18 protein-coding genes are annotated in these 16,022 nt (G+C 71.4%); 5 read left to right on the top strand and 13 right to left on the bottom strand.

The window, feature by feature from the left end; genetic code table 11:
- Position 1 precedes the first annotated feature (1 nt).
- A complete protein-coding gene (gene panC / locus AVMA1855_RS21280; protein ID WP_284427227.1) occupies positions 2 to 850 on the bottom strand; it encodes a pantoate--beta-alanine ligase in 849 nt (282 codons plus the stop codon).
- An 82-nt stretch (positions 851 to 932) separates the two neighbouring features.
- Positions 933 to 1,826: a 3-methyl-2-oxobutanoate hydroxymethyltransferase gene (panB, locus tag AVMA1855_RS21285; protein WP_284427228.1), complete on the bottom strand. Its 894-nt coding sequence runs from the start codon at positions 1,824 to 1,826 to the stop codon at positions 933 to 935.
- Between the two features lie 64 nt (positions 1,827 to 1,890).
- Between panB and nadC the strand changes: the two genes are divergently transcribed.
- From nadC to pabB, 3 genes are all read left to right on the top strand, one after another.
- On the top strand, positions 1,891 to 2,757 hold the full coding sequence (gene nadC / locus AVMA1855_RS21290; protein ID WP_284427229.1) for a carboxylating nicotinate-nucleotide diphosphorylase: 867 nt from the start codon (positions 1,891 to 1,893) through the stop codon (positions 2,755 to 2,757).
- A 76-nt stretch (positions 2,758 to 2,833) separates the two neighbouring features.
- Positions 2,834 to 3,952: a quinolinate synthase NadA gene (gene nadA, locus AVMA1855_RS21295; RefSeq protein WP_284427230.1), complete on the top strand. Its 1,119-nt coding sequence runs from the start codon at positions 2,834 to 2,836 to the stop codon at positions 3,950 to 3,952.
- A gap of 81 nt (positions 3,953 to 4,033) precedes the next feature.
- Positions 4,034 to 5,821, top strand: coding sequence for an aminodeoxychorismate synthase component I (gene pabB, locus AVMA1855_RS21300; RefSeq protein WP_284427231.1), 1,788 nt, complete (start codon positions 4,034 to 4,036; stop codon positions 5,819 to 5,821).
- A gap of 93 nt (positions 5,822 to 5,914) precedes the next feature.
- Here the strand turns inward: pabB and AVMA1855_RS21305 are convergent, their stop codons facing one another.
- From AVMA1855_RS21305 to AVMA1855_RS21350, 10 genes are all read right to left on the bottom strand, one after another.
- Entirely contained in the window at positions 5,915 to 6,274 is a 360-nt protein-coding gene (locus AVMA1855_RS21305; RefSeq protein ID WP_284427232.1) for a 5-carboxymethyl-2-hydroxymuconate Delta-isomerase, read from the bottom strand.
- 75 nt (positions 6,275 to 6,349) lie between these two features.
- A complete protein-coding gene (locus tag AVMA1855_RS21310) occupies positions 6,350 to 6,736 on the bottom strand; it encodes a 6-carboxytetrahydropterin synthase (RefSeq protein WP_284427233.1) in 387 nt (128 codons plus the stop codon).
- Between the two features lie 51 nt (positions 6,737 to 6,787).
- Positions 6,788 to 7,426 carry a 7-carboxy-7-deazaguanine synthase gene (gene queE / locus AVMA1855_RS21315; protein WP_284427234.1) on the bottom strand — a complete coding sequence of 213 codons (639 nt, stop codon included), beginning with the start codon at positions 7,424 to 7,426 and terminating at the stop codon, positions 6,788 to 6,790.
- The gene (gene bioF / locus AVMA1855_RS21320) at positions 7,423 to 8,646 is read right to left on the bottom strand and encodes an 8-amino-7-oxononanoate synthase (protein WP_284427235.1); all 1,224 of its coding nucleotides are present in this window, start codon (positions 8,644 to 8,646) and stop codon (positions 7,423 to 7,425) included. The genes queE and bioF overlap by 4 nt, the downstream gene beginning before the upstream one ends.
- Entirely contained in the window at positions 8,643 to 9,335 is a 693-nt protein-coding gene (bioD, locus tag AVMA1855_RS21325; RefSeq protein WP_284427236.1) for a dethiobiotin synthase, read from the bottom strand. The genes bioF and bioD overlap by 4 nt, the downstream gene beginning before the upstream one ends.
- Positions 9,332 to 10,657, bottom strand: a complete 1,326-nt coding sequence (gene bioA, locus AVMA1855_RS21330) for an adenosylmethionine--8-amino-7-oxononanoate transaminase (RefSeq protein WP_284427237.1) — start codon at positions 10,655 to 10,657, stop codon at positions 9,332 to 9,334. Before bioA ends, bioD begins: the two co-directional genes overlap by 4 nt.
- Positions 10,658 to 10,670: 13 nt before the next feature.
- Positions 10,671 to 11,051, bottom strand: a complete 381-nt coding sequence (gene panD, locus AVMA1855_RS21335; protein WP_272564989.1) for an aspartate 1-decarboxylase — start codon at positions 11,049 to 11,051, stop codon at positions 10,671 to 10,673.
- A gap of 44 nt (positions 11,052 to 11,095) precedes the next feature.
- Positions 11,096 to 12,685 (bottom strand): L-aspartate oxidase, encoded by a 1,590-nt coding sequence (nadB, locus tag AVMA1855_RS21340; protein WP_284427238.1) that lies wholly within the window; start codon positions 12,683 to 12,685, stop codon positions 11,096 to 11,098.
- Positions 12,686 to 12,761: 76 nt separating this feature from the next.
- Complete coding sequence (locus tag AVMA1855_RS21345; RefSeq protein ID WP_272564987.1) at positions 12,762 to 13,622, bottom strand: segregation and condensation protein A; 861 nt, start codon at positions 13,620 to 13,622, stop codon at positions 12,762 to 12,764.
- Positions 13,623 to 13,693: 71 nt separating this feature from the next.
- Complete coding sequence (locus AVMA1855_RS21350) at positions 13,694 to 13,897, bottom strand: DUF3460 family protein (RefSeq protein ID WP_272564986.1); 204 nt, start codon at positions 13,895 to 13,897, stop codon at positions 13,694 to 13,696.
- Positions 13,898 to 14,017: 120 nt separating this feature from the next.
- Here AVMA1855_RS21350 and AVMA1855_RS21355 point away from each other — a divergent pair, with 120 nt between their 5' ends.
- Both AVMA1855_RS21355 and AVMA1855_RS21360 read left to right on the top strand, forming a co-directional pair.
- Entirely contained in the window at positions 14,018 to 14,545 is a 528-nt protein-coding gene (locus AVMA1855_RS21355) for an outer membrane protein assembly factor BamE (RefSeq protein WP_284427239.1), read from the top strand.
- Between the two features lie 92 nt (positions 14,546 to 14,637).
- Positions 14,638 to 15,312 (top strand): YitT family protein, encoded by a 675-nt coding sequence (locus AVMA1855_RS21360; protein WP_372588228.1) that lies wholly within the window; start codon positions 14,638 to 14,640, stop codon positions 15,310 to 15,312.
- Between the two features lie 381 nt (positions 15,313 to 15,693).
- Here the strand turns inward: AVMA1855_RS21360 and AVMA1855_RS21365 are convergent.
- The coding region (locus tag AVMA1855_RS21365) for a hypothetical protein (RefSeq protein ID WP_284427240.1) at positions 15,694 to 16,022 on the bottom strand (329 nt) is incomplete at its 5' end.

Consider the following 16,022-nt stretch of genomic DNA (forward strand, 5'->3'; position numbering starts at 1 on the left):
TTCAGAATTCCAGGTTGTCGATCAGGCGCGTGTTGCCCAGCCGAGCCGCGCCCAGGGCCACCAGCGTGCCCGCGCCGGCCGGGCCGCCGGCCTCGGGCGGCTGCAGGTCGTGGCGGCGCCGCACGGTGAGGTAGTCCGGTGCCCAGCCCTGGCGGCGCAGCGCTTCCAGGGCCTGGCGCTCCCGCTCGCCGGCATCGCCCCCGCCCGCGAGAAAGCCGTCCGCCAGCGCGCGCAGGGCCTGGGCCAGCTGCATGGCGCGCGACCGCTCCTGCGCCCCGAGATAGCCGTTGCGCGAGCTGAGGGCCAGGCCATCGTCCGCGCGCCGCGTTTCCCCCGCCACCACGTCCACCGGCAGCGCGAACTGCCGCACCATCTGCCGGATCACCATGAGCTGCTGGTAGTCCTTCTTGCCGAACACGGCCGTGCCGCCGCTCGCGCCCAGCACGCAGGCGAAGAGCTTCATCACCACCGTGCACACGCCGACGAAGAACCCGGGGCGAAAGTGTCCCTCCAGGATGTCGGCCAGCGCGGGGTCGGGATGCACCTTGAAGGTCTGCGGCTCGGGGTACAGGTCGGCCTCGCGCGGCGCGAAGAGCACGTCGCAGCCGGCCTGGCGCAGCTGGGCGCAGTCGGCGTCCCAGGTGCGCGGGTAGCTGTCGAAATCCTCGTGGGGCAGGAACTGCAGGCGGTTCACGAAGATGCTGGCAACGGTCACGTCGCCCAGCGGCCGGGCCTGCTCCACCAGTGAAATGTGGCCGGCGTGCAGGTTGCCCATGGTGGGGACGAAAGCGGGCCGGCCCCGGCCCGCGAGGGCCTGGCGCAGGTCGGCCACGGTGTGTGCGATGAGCATGGGTCATCCCGATCGGAAAAAAGAGGGCTGCAGGAAAAGGAAGAAGGGACGGGCCGAAGGGGCGGCCCGGGCGCGGGCCGCCCTACCAGGCGTGCAGGGCGTCGTCCGGAAAGCGCCCGGCCTTGACGGCCTGCACATAGGCCTGCATCGCGCCGCGCACGCTGCCCGCCTCCTGCATGAAGTCGTGCACGAAGCGCGGCATCTTGGCCAGGTGGATGCCCAGCATGTCGTGCAGCACCAGCACCTGGCCGGCGGTGCCGCTGCCGGCCCCGATGCCGATGGTGTGGCAGTGGGGCAACTCGGCCGTGAGCTCGCGGGCCAGCGCGGCGGGCACCATCTCCAGCACCACCATGGTGGCGCCCGCGTTCTGCAGCTCGGACGCCTGCTGGCGCAGGGTGCGCGCGGCCAGGTCGCCCTTGCCCTGCACGCGGTAGCCGCCCAGGGCGTGCACCGTCTGCGGCGTGAGGCCCAGGTGGGCGCACACGGGCACGCCGCGCTGCACCAGGAACTCCACCGTCGGCGCCGTCCACCCGCCGCCTTCGAGCTTGACCATGTGCGCGCCGGCCTGCATCAGCGTGCAGGCGCTGCGCAGGGCCTGTTCGCGGCTTTCGGCGTAGGTGCCGAAGGGCAAATCGGCGATCAGCCACGCCGTGCCCTGCACGCGGTGCAGGCCGCGCGCCACGCTGGCCGTGTGGTAGGCCATGGTGTCCAGCGATACGCCCACGGTGCTGGGCAGGCCCTGGCAGACCATGCCAAGCGAGTCGCCGACCAGGATGCATTCCACGCCCGCCGCGTCCGCCATGGCGGCGAAGGTGGCGTCGTAGGCGGTCAGCATGGTGATCTTTTCGCCGGCCTCGCGCATCTGCTGCAGGCGCGGCAGGCTGACCGGCCGGCGCTCGGGCAGGGGGGAGGCGGGCGGCAGCGTGCCGTAGGGCGTCGCGGACGAGGCGGAGGCGTTGGGGATGGCAGTGTTCATGGGAATGGGCAGAGCCGGGCCGAAAGTGCGGCGAGTCTATGCGATGCCGCTATGCTTGCCGCCCATGACGAAATCCCCCCTTTCCCTGGACGGCGGCATCGCATCGCTGGCCCAGGACGACGTTGCCCGCGCGCTGCGCGAGGACGTGGGCGCCGGCGACCTCACCGCCGGCCTGATCGATCCGGCGCGCCGCGTGCGCGCCCGCGTGCTGGCCCGCGAAAGCGCGGTGATCTGCGGTGGCCCCTGGGCCGAGGCGGCCGTGCGGGCCCTGGACCCGGCCGCGCGCATCACCTGGCACGTGCAGGAAGGCGAGCGCTGCGCGCCCGACCAGGTGGTGCTGGAGGTGCAGGGCAGTGCCCGCGCACTGCTGAGCGCCGAGCGCACGGCGCTGAACTTCCTGCAGTTGCTGTCGGCCGTGGCGACCAAGACGGCGACCTACGTGGACGCCGTGCGCGGCACGCGGGCGCAGATCGTCGATACGCGCAAGACCCTGCCCGGCCTGCGGCTGGCGCAGAAATACGCCGTGCGCACGGGCGGCGGCACCAACCACCGCATCGGCCTGCACGACGCGGTGCTCATCAAGGAAAACCACATCGCCGCCGCCGGTGGCGTGGCGGCCGTGCTGCGCGCCGCGCAGGCCGTGGCCGCGCAGGCGGCCTTCGTGGAGATCGAGGTCGAGACGCTGGAGCAGCTGCAGGAGGCGCTGGATGCCGGCGCGACGATGCTGCTGCTGGACAACATGCCGCTGGCAATGCTGCACGATGCCGTGCGCCTGACCGCCGGTCGCGCCATCCTGGAGATCTCCGGCGGTGTGACGCTCGAAGGCCTGCGCGCCCTGGCCGAGACCGGCGTGGACCGCATCTCCATCGGCACGCTGACCAAGGACGTGAAGGCCATCGATTTCTCGATGCGCATGCAGGACATTGCCTAGCCGATCCGGCCATCCTCCGGACCTGAGATAACGTGTTGGCGCCGCGCCCTGCCGCCGCGGCCGAAAGACCCACCCCATGACGACCCCCACCGCCATCAAGGACGTGGAGTACGAGCAGCCCGAAGACGGCGCCGTCTGCTCCACGAAGTTCGCTTGGGCCCGCGTGCCCGCCGAGCCCTCGCCCACCGAACGCGCCGCGCTCAAGGACCGCATCCGGCGGCTGCTGCGCGAGAAGAACGCCGTCATGGTGTCGCACTACTACGTGCACCCGGACCTGCAGGACCTGGCCGAGGAAACCGGCGGGCTGGTCAGCGATTCGCTGGAGATGGCGCGCTTCGGCCGCGACCATGCCGCGCAGACGCTGGTGGTCTCGGGCGTGCGCTTCATGGGCGAGACGGCCAAGATCCTGTCGCCCGAGAAGACCGTGCTCATGCCCGACCTGGATGCCACCTGCTCGCTCGACCTGGGCTGCCCCGCCGATGCGTTCAGCGCGTTCTGCGATGTGCACCCGGACCGCACCGTGGTCGTCTACGCCAACACCAGCGCGGCGGTGAAGGCGCGCGCCGACTGGCTCGTCACCTCCAGCTGCGCGCTGGAGATCGTGGGCGCGCTCAAGGCGGCGGGCCACAAGATCCTGTGGGCGCCTGACCGGCACCTGGGTGCCTACATCCAGCAGCAGACCGGCGCGGACATGCTGTTCTGGAACGGCGCCTGCATCGTGCACGACGAGTTCAAGGCCGAGGAGCTGCAGGCGCTGAAGGCGGCGCACCCGCAGGCGAAGGTGCTTGTGCACCCCGAGAGCCCCGCCGACGTGGTGGCGCTGGCCGATGCCGTGGGCTCGACCTCCGCCATCCTGAAGGCCGCGCGCGAGATGGATGCGCGCGAATTCATCGTGGCGACCGACAACGGAATGATGCACAAGCTGCGCGCGCTCAACCCTGGCAAGACCTTCCACGAGGCCCCCACGGCCGGCAACAGCGCCACCTGCAAGAGCTGCGCGCACTGCCCCTGGATGGCCATGAACGGCCTGGCCGACGTGGCCCGCGTGCTGGAAACCGGCGCCAACGCCATCCACGTGGACCCGGCGCTCATCCCGCGCGCGCGCCAGCCCATCGACCGCATGCTGGCCTTCACCGCCGCGCTCAAGGGCGGGCAGCCCCTGGGCGCGCTGGTGCCCCACATCGGCGCGGCATGACGCGCACCGGCATGGCATCGATTTGCTATTAATTGAATAGCAATCTAGGCATGATTTTCTAGGGCATGGGCCTGTTTTGACGTGAATTTCAGGATCGACTTCTCCGACCCGCGCCATCCGGCCGGGCCGCGCCTGCGCCATGCGTTCGGCACGCCGCGCCGCACGCTGGTGGCCCAGGCGCCGCACGAGGTGCGCGCCGTGCTGGACGCGGCCGAGGCCGAGGCGCGCGCCGGGGCCTGGTGCCTGGGCTACCTGCGCTACGAGGCGGCCGGCGCGTTCGACGCCGCGCTGCGCACGCATCCGGCCGACGGGCCCCTGGCGTGGTTCGCCGTGTTCGACCGGGCCTTGCCCTGGCCCGATCCCCCAGTTTCCTCCGGGGATGGCGATGGTGGCGGCGCGGGAGCGCCCACGGTGGACTGGCACACCCGCCCGCAGCGCGCCGCGTTCGAGGCCGCCCTGGCGCACCTTCACCAGGCCATCGCGGCCGGCGAGTTCTACCAGGTCAACTACACCGCGCCGATCCGGGGCACCGTGTCGCCGGTGGGCGGGGCGCAGGCGGCGCTGCCGCTGTTCGCCGCGCTGCAGCGCGCCCAGCCGGGCGGCTATGCCGCGTGCATCGACGGCGGCGACGAGCAGATCCTGTCGGTCTCGCCCGAGCTGTTCTTCGACTGGCGCGGGGGCTCGCTGCTGGCGCGGCCCATGAAAGGCACGGCACCGCGCGGCGCCACGGCCGAGGACGACGCTGCGCAGGCCGCCGCGCTGCGCGCCTCGCCCAAGGAGCGCGCCGAGAACGTGATGATCGTGGACCTGCTGCGCAACGACCTCTCGCGCATCGCCGAGCCGCACAGCGTGCGCGTGCCCGCGCTGTTCCACACCGAGGCGCTGCCGGCCGTGTGGCAGATGACGTCCGACGTCGAGGCCCGCACCCGCGCCGGCACCACGCTGGCCGACGTGTTCGCCGCGCTGTTCCCGTGCGGCTCCATCACCGGGGCGCCCAAGGTGCGGGCGATGCAGGCCATCCACGCGCTGGAGCCCGCGCCGCGCGGCGTGTACTGCGGCGCGGTGGGCATCGTGCGGCCGGACGGTGAGGGCGCCGTGGCCGCCACCTTCAACGTGCCCATCCGCACCGTGACGCTGCGCGGCCGCGACGCGCGGTGCGGCATCGGCAGCGGCATCACCTCCGGCGCCCAGGCCGCGGCGGAGTGGTGGGAGTGGCAGCACAAGAGCGCCTTCCTGCAGCGCGCCAGCGCCCCGTTCGACCTGCTGGAAACCCTGGCGCTGGAGGAGGGCGTGCTGCGCCACCGCGCCGACCACGTGGCGCGGCTGGCCGCCTCGGCCGCGCACTTCGGCCACGCCTTCGACGCGGCGCGCGTGCAGGCTTGCCTGGATGCGCTGGCCGCAGCCAACCCTACCGGGCTGTGGCGCGCGCGCCTGCTGCTCGATGCGACGGGCCACCCGCGCGCCGAGGCCTGGGCGATGGCTCCCACCGCCGTGCCGGTGCGCCTGCAACTGGCCAAGCGCCCGCTGGAAGGCGCGCACGGCGAATTCGTGCGCCACAAGACCACGCGCCGGGCCCACTACGACGCCTTCACGCCCGAGGCCGAGGGCGTGTTCGACACGCTGCTGTGGAACGAGGCCGGCGAGATCACCGAATGCACGCGCGGCTGCATCGCGGCGCTGCGGGCCGACGGCCGGTGGGTCACGCCCCCGCTGTCCTGCGGCCTGCTGCCCGGCGTGGGCCGCGCGGTGGCCCTGCGCGAAGGCCGGGTGACCGAGGCCGTGCTGCGCGTGGAGGAGGTGCCACAGGTGCGGGCCTGGGCGTTCGTGAACAGCCTGCGGGGCTGGCTGGACGCCACGCTGCAGGCCTGAAGCCGGCGGGGCCGAAGGCCCCCGGTTCTGGTTTTTGCTACTGATTTTGTAGCGGTATGCCCTAGTACTGATTGCGCTGGAGCCCTGTGGGGCTCAAAGCCGCTCTTTCACGTAGGACCCGCGGTCCATGTCCACGATCTCCACGCTGAGCTGCACCATCACGCCCTCGGGCCGGGGCGTGAGCCGGCGCAGCACGTCGGCCACGCGGCCGGCGAGGCCCTGCTTGGTCTCGGGCGAGCGGCCGGACAGCAGGCGCAGCTGCGCATGTACGAACGCGCGGTCGGCGGGGGCGGTGCCGATCTCGAAGCGGTCGGTGCGCAGGAAGCGGGATTTGAGGTCCGCCTCGTTCTGGATCTCGGGGCTCGCGGTGAGGGACTGGTTCAGTTCCGCCAGCATCTGGGCTTCGGGCAGACCGGCCAGGTTCTGGCTGTATTCGATGACGAGGTGGGGCATGGCGGTTCTCCTGCGGGGTGGGATGAAAGACGGGGAAGGGGAAGGGGAAGGGGAAGGGGAAGGGGGCGGATGGGCTCAGCCCGGCACCGGGCCGGGCGGCGTCAGGTCCAGCACGCAGCCGTCGCCCAGCGCCTCGCGCCACACGCGCACGCGGCTGGCGGGCGGCTGCATGCCATCGAGCGCCTGAGCGATGAAGTGGCACAGGTTTTCCAGCGTGGGCGTGCCCAGGCCGGGCACCTCGTCCAGCCAATGGTGGTCGAGCTGCTCGCGCACGGTGGCCAGGCGCTGGCGCAGGTGGCCCAGGTCGATGACCATGCCGGTGGCGGGATCGCGCGGGCCGGTGACGGCCACCTCCGCGTGGTAGGTGTGGCCGTGGATGCGGCGGCTGCCCTCGGCCTCGATCTCGCGCTGCAAGGTGTGCGCGGCATCGAAGAAAAAGCGCTGGTGGACGGTGAACTGCATGGTCGGCGAACGGGCGGGAACGGGGCGTAAAAACGGTACGGGGAAAGGGGCTCAGCGGATGCCGGTGAGCTTGTGGGTCTGCAGGCTCAGGCGCCACGCGGGGTGGTCGAGGCAGGCGGCGATGCAGCGCTCGGTGTTGGCGGCCTGCTCCGGGCCGTCCATGGGCTGCAGGAAGCGGTGCGTGAACTGCGTCTGCGACTCCAGCGCGGCGAGGTCAAAGCCGGGCTGGGGCCACACCAGCTTGAGTTCCTGCCCGCTGCGCTGCACCCAGGGCGCGCCGGCCTTGGGGCTGATGCACAGCCAGTCGATGCCGGGCGGCGCGGCGACGGTGCCGTTGCTCTCCACGGCGATGCGAAAGCGCCGCGCGTGCAGGGCGTCGATGAAGGCGGTGTCCACCTGCAGCAGCGGCTCGCCGCCGGTCAGCACCACCAGGCGGTGCGCGGCATCGTGCGCGGGCCACTGCGCGGCGATCACGTCGGCCAGCGCCTCGGCGGTGGCGAACTTGCCGCCCAGGGTGCCGTCGGTGCCCACGAAGTCGGTGTCGCAGAAGCGGCAGACGGCGCTGGCGCGGTCTTCCTCACGGCCACTCCAGAGGTTGCAGCCCGCGAAGCGGCAGAACACGGCGGGCGTGCCGGCCTGGCCGCCCTCGCCCTGCAGGGTGTAGAAGATTTCCTTGACGCTGTAGGTCATGCCAGGGCCTCCACGGCGGCGGGCGCCAGCTCGTCCAGCGCCTGCAGCAGGCGGTCCACGTCGGCCTCGGTGTGCGCGGCCGACAGGGCGATGCGCAGGCGCGCCGTGCCCTCGGGCACGGTGGGCGGGCGGATGGCGGGCACCCACAGGCCGCGCTGGCGCAGGCCTTCCATGGCGGCCAGGGCCTCGTCGTTGGCGCCGATCACCACGGCCTGCACGGCGGTGCGCGACTCGCCCAGCTGCCAGTGCGTGCCCTGCAGCCGCGGCGCGAGGCCGCCCCGCAGGCGCTGGACGAGGCGCGCGAGGTGCTCGCGGCGCGAATTCTCCGCCTCGATGAGCGCTAGGCTGGCCTGCAGCGCGCGCGCCAGCAGCGGCGGCGCGGCGGTGGCGAAGATGTAGCTGCGCGTCTTTTGCAGCAGCCATTCGATCAAGGCGTCGTCGCCCGCGACGAAGGCGCCGGCCACGCCCGCGGCCTTGCCCAGCGTGGCCATGTACAGCACGCGCCGCGAGGCCTGCGCGCCGACCAGGCCTGCCTCGGCCAGCGCGCCGCGCCCCTGCGGCCCGAGCACGCCGAAGCCGTGCGCGTCGTCCAGCAGCAGCAGCGCGTCGTGGCGCTCGCACAGCGCCAGCAGCGCGGGAATGTCGGCCACATCGCCGTCCATGCTGAACACGGCATCGGTGATGACCAGCTTGCGGCGCGCGGGGCTGCTGGCCAGCGCGGCCTCCAGCGCGGCCAGGTCGGCATGCGGGTAGCGGTGGATGCGGGCGCGCGACAGGCGGGCGCCGTCGATCAGGCAGGCGTGGTTGAGCGCATCGGAAAACAGCGCATCGCCCTCGCCCACCAGCGCGGGCACGATGCCGGCGTTGGTGGCGTAGCCCGCGTAGAAGTACAGCGCGCGCGGCAGGCCCACGAAGCGGGCGAGGTCGGCCTCCAGCGCCGCGTTGGCCGCGCTGTGGCCGCTCACCAGCGGCGAGCCGCCCGAGCCCACGCCGAACTCGCGCGCGCCTGCGCAGGCGGCCTCGGCCAGCGCGGGGTGGCCGGCCAGCCCCAGGTAATCGTTGCTGCAAAAAGCCAGCATGGGCGCGCCATCGACCAGCAGGTGCGCGCCGCCGGCCGGCACCACGGCGCGGCGCCGGCGGCGCAGGTGGGCGGCGTCGAGCGCGGCGATGCGTGCCGGAAACTCGTCGATCCAGGAGGCGGCGTCGGGGCGGGGGCTCATCGGGTCGTCCATGCGGCGGGAAGGTCGAAGGGCAGCGCACGGGCGTCCGGCACGGCCTGGTAGGGAATGTCGGCCAGCAGCGGGGCGCCCAGGCGCTGCGCGAGCCAGTCGAGGTTTTCTTGCGGCGCCCGCATGTGCGGGTCGATGCGGCTGGCGATCCAGCCGGCCAGCGGCAGGCCGCGCGCGCGCACGGCATCGGCCGTGAGCGCGGCGTGGCTCAGGCAGCCCAGCCGCAGGCCCACCACCAGCACCACGGGCAGGCCCAGGGCCTGGGCGAGGTCTGCGCCGGTCTCGGTGTCCGACAGCGGCACGTGGAACCCGCCCGCGCCTTCGACGACGACCGCATCGGCCTGCGCCGCCAGCGCTTCGTAGCTGCGCACGATGTGCGCGATGTCGATGCGCGTGCCCGCGCGCTCGGCGGCGATGTGGGGCGAGAGCGGGTCGGGCAGCAGCACGGGGTTGTCCAGCGCCGGGGGCACCGCGATGGTGGAGGCGGCGCGCAGGGCAAGGGCGTCTTCGTTGGCGAGCTGGCCATGGTGCCATTCGGCGCCCGCGGCGATGGGCTTCATGCCCACGACGCGCGCGTGGTGGTGCGCCAGCGCGTGCAGCAGGCCGGCCGAGGCCAGCGTCTTGCCCACGCCGGTGTCGGTGCCGGTGACGAAACAGGCGAATGCCGGGGTCGGGTTCATGGGGTGGTCTCCTCGGCCAGGGTGGCCTGCAGTGCGGCGAAGGCGGCGTCGCCCAGGTGCTGCACGGCCTCGTCGTCGAGCACGTAGGGCGGCATGGCGTAGAGCGTTTTGCCGATGGGGCGCAGCACCAGTCCGCGCGCCATGGCGTGGCGGTGGTAGCGGCGGGAAAAATCGGGCAGGGAGGTCTCCACGTCCCACGCCCACACCATACCCAGCCGGCGCGCATGGCGCACGCGCGGGTGCTGCGTGATGGGCGCGCAGGCGGCGTCGATGCGCCCGGCCAGCGCCGCATTGGCCGCGAGCGGGTCGAGCTGGTCGAACAGCTCCAGCGTGGCCAGCGCCGCGCGGCAGGCCAGCGGGTTGCCGGTGTAGGAGTGCGAATGCAGGAAGCCGCGGGCCACGTCGTCGTCGTAGAACGCGGCGTACACGGCCTCGGTGGTGAGCACGGCCGACAGCGGCAGCGTGCCGCCCGTGAGGCCCTTGGACAGGCAGATGAAATCGGGCCGGATGCCGGCCTGCTGGTGCGCGAACATCGTGCCGGTGCGGCCGAAGCCGGTGGCGATCTCGTCTACCACCAGGTGCACGCCGTAGCGGTCGCACAGCGCGCGGGCCTGGCGCAGGTATTCGGCATCGTGCATCGCCATGCCGGCGGCGCACTGCACCAGGGGCTCGACGATCAGCGCGGCGGTGCTCTCGTGGTGTTCGGCCAGCCAGGCCTCCAGCGCCTGGGCGGCGCGCCGGGCCGCATCCAGCGCGCTCTCGCCGGGCTGTGCGCCGCGCGCATCGGGGCTGGGCACGGTGGCCGCCAGGCGCACCAGCGGGGCGTAGGCCTCGCGGAACAGGGCGATGTCGGTCACGGCCAGCGCGCCCACGGTCTCGCCGTGGTAGCCGCCGCCCAGGCCCACGAAGCGGCTTTTGCCCGGCCGCCCGGCGTTGCGCCAGCAGTGCGCGCTCATCTTGAGGGCGATCTCGGTGGCCGCGGCACCGTCGCTGCCGTAGAAGGCGTGGCCCAGCCCGGTGAGCGCGCCCAGCCGCTCGGACAGCTCCACCACCGGCGCGTGCGTGAAGCCCGCGAGCATCACGTGGTCCAGCCGCGCGAGCTGGTCGGCCAGCGCGGCCTGGATGTGCGGGTGGCTGTGGCCGAAGAGGTTGACCCACCACGAGCTGATGCCGTCCAGGTAGCGCCGGCCATCGGTGCCGTGCAGCCACGGGCCGCGGGCGCTGGCGATGGCCACGGGCGGGTCGGCCTCGTGGCGCTTCATCTGCGTGCACGGGTGCCAGACGCTGGCCAGGCTGCGGGCGACGAGGGTGTCCTGGTTCATCGTGGGTGGCCTTTCACAGGGCCTGCGTGGGCACGTGGTGGCGCAGTTCCACCTGGCGGTTGGCGGCGTCCACGAACACGAGCTGCGGCTGGTGCGCGGCCACCTCGGCCTCCTCGACCTGGGCGAAGGCGGCGATGATGAGCAGGTCGCCCACGGCGGCGCGGCGCGCCGCCGAGCCGTTGACCGACACCATGCCGCTGCCGCGCTGGCCCTTGATGGCATAGGTGACGAAGCGCTCGCCGTTGTCGATGTTCCAGATGTGCACCTGCTCGTTCTCCACGATGTTCGCGGCGTCGAGCAGGTCTTCGTCGATCGCGCAGGAGCCTTCGTAGTGCAGCTCGCAGTGCGTGGCGGTGGCGCGGTGGATCTTGGATTTCAGCAGGGTGCGTTGCATGGCGGGAGGGGCGAAGAAAACGGTTAGAGCTTGCGGTGAGGCGGTCAGCGGACCGGCGGGACCAGGATGGTGGGCGCGGCCGGGGCGGCCCGCTCGGGGTAGTCGCGGCTGTAGTGCAGGCCCCGGCTCTCGCGGCGCATCTGGGCCGAGCGCACGATGAGTTCGGCCACCTGCACCAGGTTGCGCAGCTCCAGCAGGTCGCGCGTGACGTGGAAGTGGGCGTAGAACTCCTCGATCTCGGCCTGCAGCAGCGTGATGCGGTGCGCCGCGCGCTCCAGGCGCTTGTTGGTGCGCACGATGCCCACGTAGTCCCACATGAAGCGGCGCAGCTCGTCCCAGTTGTGGGAGATGACCACGCACTCGTCGGCATCGGTCACGCGGCTGTCGTCCCATGGCGGCACGTCGGGCACGGCTTCCGCGCTGGCGGCGGCGATGGCCTGGGCGGCCGCGCGCGCGAAGACCATGCACTCCACCAGCGAATTGCTGGCCAGCCGGTTGGCGCCGTGCAGGCCGGTGCAGGCGGTCTCGCCGATGGCGAACAGGCCGGGCAGGTCGGTGCGGCCGGCCAGGTCGGTGAGCACGCCGCCGCAGGTGTAGTGCGCGGCGGGCACCACGGGAATGGGCTCCTTCGTGATGTCCAGCCCCAGCTCGGCGCAGCGCGCGAGGATGTTGGGAAAGTGCTCCTGGATGAACGCCGGGCTCTGGTGCGAAATGTCCAGGTGCACGCAGTCCAGGCCGTGGCGCTTCATCTCGTAGTCGATGGCGCGGGCCACCACGTCGCGCGGGGCCAGTTCGGCGCGCGGGTCGTGCTGCGGCATGAAGCGCGTGCCGCCGGCCGAGGGGGGCAGCAAGAGCCGCCCGCCCTCGCCGCGCACCGCTTCGGTGATGAGGAACGACTTGGCGTGCGGGTGGTACAGGCAGGTGGGGTGGAACTGGATGAACTCCAGGTTGGACACGCGGCAGCCCGCGCGCCAGGCCGCGGCGATGCCGTCGCCCGTGGCCGTGTCGGGGTTGGTGGTGTACAGGTACACCTTGCCCGCGCCGCCCGTGGCCAGGATGGTCTGCGGCGCGCGGAAGGTCACGACCTCGTCGGTGCCTTCATCCAGCGCATACAGCCCCAGGCAGCGCTGCGGCCCGCCGCGGCGCAGCTTGTGCGGGGTGATGAGGTCCACCAGCGTGTGCTGCTCGAACAGCGTGATGCCCGGCGTGGCGCGCACGGTGTCGATCAGGGTGCGCTGCACGGCGGCGCCGGTGGCATCGGTGGCGTGCACGATGCGGCGAGCGCCGTGGCCGCCCTCGCGTGTGAGGTGCAGGGCGCCGTCCTCCTGCGAGAACGGCACGCCCAGGCCCTGCAGCCAGTGGATGGCCTCGGGCGCGTTCTCCACCACGAAGCGCGTGGCGGCCAGGTCGCACAGCCCAGCGCCCGCCACCAGGGTGTCCTGCACGTGGGCCTCGTAGGTGTCGCCCTCGGCCAGCACGGCGGCGATGCCGCCCTGCGCCCAGGCACTGGCCCCGTCCTGCAGCGCGCGCTTGGTGATGACCGCCACGCGGTGCGTGGATGCCAGGTGCAGCGCAGCCGACAGCCCGGCCAGCCCGCTGCCGATGATGAGAACGTCGAAATCGTGGGATGGCATGGTGGTGCGTGTGGGCGTGTGGGCGTGTGGGGCGTTCGGGCCGGGGCGCCCGGCCGTGGCGGTGAAGGGCGTCGGCTCAGACCGGCGTGTACGCCAGCCGCACGTAGATGGGCGCGAACGCCTCGGCCTGGGTGATCTCGATCAGGGTTTCCTTGGCCAGCTCCAGCAGCGCGATGAAGGTCACCACCAGCACGGTGCTGCCTTTTTCGGGCTCGAACAGTTCCTCGAACTCCACGAAGCGCCGGCCCTGCAGCGTCTTGAGTACGGCGCTCATGTATTCGCGCACGCTCAGCTCCTCGCGCGTGATGCGGTGGTGCTGCACCAGCTTGGCGCGCCGCAGGATGTCGCGCCAGGCCTCCTGCAGGTCGGCCACGTGCACGTCGGGAAAGCGCGGCTGCAGGCTCTGCTCGATGTGCACCTGCGCCCGCAGGAAATCGCGCCCGTACTGCGGCATGCGCGAGAGGCCGGCCGCGGCCAGCTTGATCTGCTCGTATTCGAGCAGGCGGCGCACGAGTTCGGCGCGCGGGTCCTCGGGCTCGGCGCTGCCTTCCTGCTTCTTGGGCGGCAGCAGCATGCGCGACTTGATCTCGATGAGCATGGCCGCCATCAGCAGGTACTCGGCCGCCAGCTCCAGGTTGCGGCTGCGGATCTCGTCCACGTACACCAGGTACTGGCGCGTGACGCCCACCATGGGGATGTCGAGGATGTTGAAGTTCTGCTTGCGGATGAGGTACAGCAGCAGATCGAGCGGCCCCTCGAACGCTTCGAGGAACACCTCCAGCGCATCGGGCGGGATGTACAGGTCGGTCGGCAGGGCGAACAGCGGCTCGCCATACAGGCGCGCCAGCGCCACCGCATCCACGACCTGGGGGGAGGCGCCCTCGGCACCCCCGGCGGGCAGGGCGGGGGCGGAGGCCCTGTCCGCGGCGGTGCTCATCGTTTGCTATTAAAAATATAGCTACCAGCGTTAGTTGCTATTGCGCTGGATGGCATTTTGATGCCTGAGATTCAGCCCTGGGTCTGGTAGACGTAGGGCTTTTGCGGCACGCTGGCTTCGTCGTACTCGCCCCAGAGGCTGCGGTCCACGCGCTTGTCCCACAGCAGCGCACGGCCGGCCTGCTGCTGCGCGTCCAGTTCGGGCTTCTCGGTCTTGAGCTGGTTGATGAACTGGGTGGTGTCGGACTGGTAGTCGGGGCGGCGGAAGAAGGACATGGCGGTGGTGCAGTCACTGTAGGGAGGCGGCGATTTTAGCGGGCGCCGCCCTTGGCCGGGCGCCGCCGCCTCGGCGCGCTACAGTGCGGGACCCCGACACTGCCCCGGAAAGGACCCCCGATGAACACCCCCCGATGGAGCGCCCCGGCGGCCCGGGCGCTGCGCGCGACCGGCCTGGCCTGCACGCTCGGCCTCCTGGCGGCCCTGCTCGCCGGCTGCGATCCGCAACGCATCAGCGAACTGGAGGAGGGCAGCTCCACCGAGGCCGACGTGCGCTCGCGCTTCGGCGAGCCCGAGCGCGTGTGGGACGAGCCGGGCGGTGCCCGCACCCTCGAATACAACCGCCAGCCGGCCGGCCACCAGAACTACATGATCACCATCGGCCCCGACGGCCGCATGAGCGCGCTGCGCCAGGTGCTGGCGCCGCACAACTTCGAGCAGATCGTGCCCGGCATGGCCATGGACGACGTGCGCCGGCGCCTGGGCAAGCCCATGAAGGCCATGACCTATGAGCGCAAGGGCGAAACCGCCTGGGACTGGCGCTGGAACGACGGCGGTAACCAGCCCATGATCTTCACCGTGTACTTCGACGGCCAGGGCCGGGTGCTGCGCAGCGGCAGCGCGCTGGAGATCCGCGAGGGGCGATAGCCCGGCGCTGGCACCACCGCCAGCGCGGGCTGGCGCGTTGTTTGCATGGCCTGCCGGTGTTGGAGTAGCCTGTGACAACCATCCGCCCTGCCATGCCCGAAGCCCCCTTGCCACCCCCTGCGCCCCCGGCCGAGGCCGCGCCGCCGCCTTCCGCGCCGCTGTACCCCATGGGGTCGCTGCGCCACGGGCATTACGAAGACGTGCAGGCGCTCTTCGCCGGCACGCTGTTCGTGGCCATGGCGCTCATGCTGTTCGGCCAGGCGGGGCTGCTCATCGGCAGCACGGCGGGCATCGCCTTCTTGCTGCACTACGTGACCGACATCTCGTTCGGCAAGCTGTTCTTTGCCATCAACCTGCCGTTCTACTGGTTCGCCTGGACGCGCATGGGGCGGGAGTTCACCGTCAAGACGTTCCTGTCGGTGGCGCTGCTGTCGGTGCTGACGGAGCTGTTTCCCCACGTCATGCACGTGGACTACCTGAACCCGCTGTTCGCCGCCGTGCTGGGCGGGCTGCTGCTGGGCACGGGCTGCCTGTTCCTCGCGCGCCACAAATCCAGTCTGGGCGGCGCCACCATCGTCTCGCTGTATCTGCAGCAGCGCTACGGGGTGCGCGCGGGCAAGGTGCAGATGGCGATCGACTGCACCGTGGTGCTGCTGGCGCTGGTGATCGTGCCGATCGAGCGGGTGGCGTATTCGGTGCTGGCGGTGGTGGTGATGAGCGGGTTTTTATGGATCAGCCACCGGCCGGGGCGGTATGTGGGGCATTGAGCGCCAGCCTGTCATGCTTGCGACCGAGAGACGCCCCCTCTTGGCCCACTCCATCGGCGAAGCAAGTTTTTTCCAAGTTTCAAGTGGTCCTCGCCATGGAGGCATGGCGGTATCAAGCCGCGGTTCCCCCTGGTCACATGACGGTGACCCGAGTCGTAAGAAAGCCAAGGAATCCCGCTCATGCCGCCGTTTTAATTGCCTTTTTTGCTATATTTTCAATAGCATTTGAAGTGAGCCCGTTGCTCTGTACGGGGCCGCTAACGCCGTGGTTGCCCACGCCGCAGGCGGATCGGATGCCGGAGCCAAACCCTCCGGTGCCATCCCTCGAAAAAAAAGCCTGGGGCCGGCCAGCCCCAGGCTTTCTGCTCATCGCAAGTCCGTTCACTGCCAATGCGCGGCAACGACCTTCCATGGCCCATCCTGCGCCGCCGCCACGCCCCTGGCGTCGATGGCGGCAGGTGGAGCGAACTGCGCCATGGCGTCCGTCAGCAGTTGGGCCTGGCGGTCCATTGATGCGGATGCACCATCCATCTGCACCGTTTGGAACAACGGTTTCCACTGAATTGCTGCGAAAGAATCCAAGGGTGCGATGCTCCAGTCGGTCGGCGCCACTGCGTCGATCAATGGCTCTTTCTCCTGCGGCTTCAGGGTCACGAAGTCCGCATCGTCCAAGCCAGTGAACGCGTAGGGCTTGTTGACGCCGGCCATGG

The organism is Acidovorax sp. SUPP1855 (genome assembly GCF_030158955.1).
In the GTDB taxonomy this organism is placed as follows: Bacteria; Pseudomonadota; Gammaproteobacteria; order Burkholderiales; family Burkholderiaceae_C; genus Paracidovorax.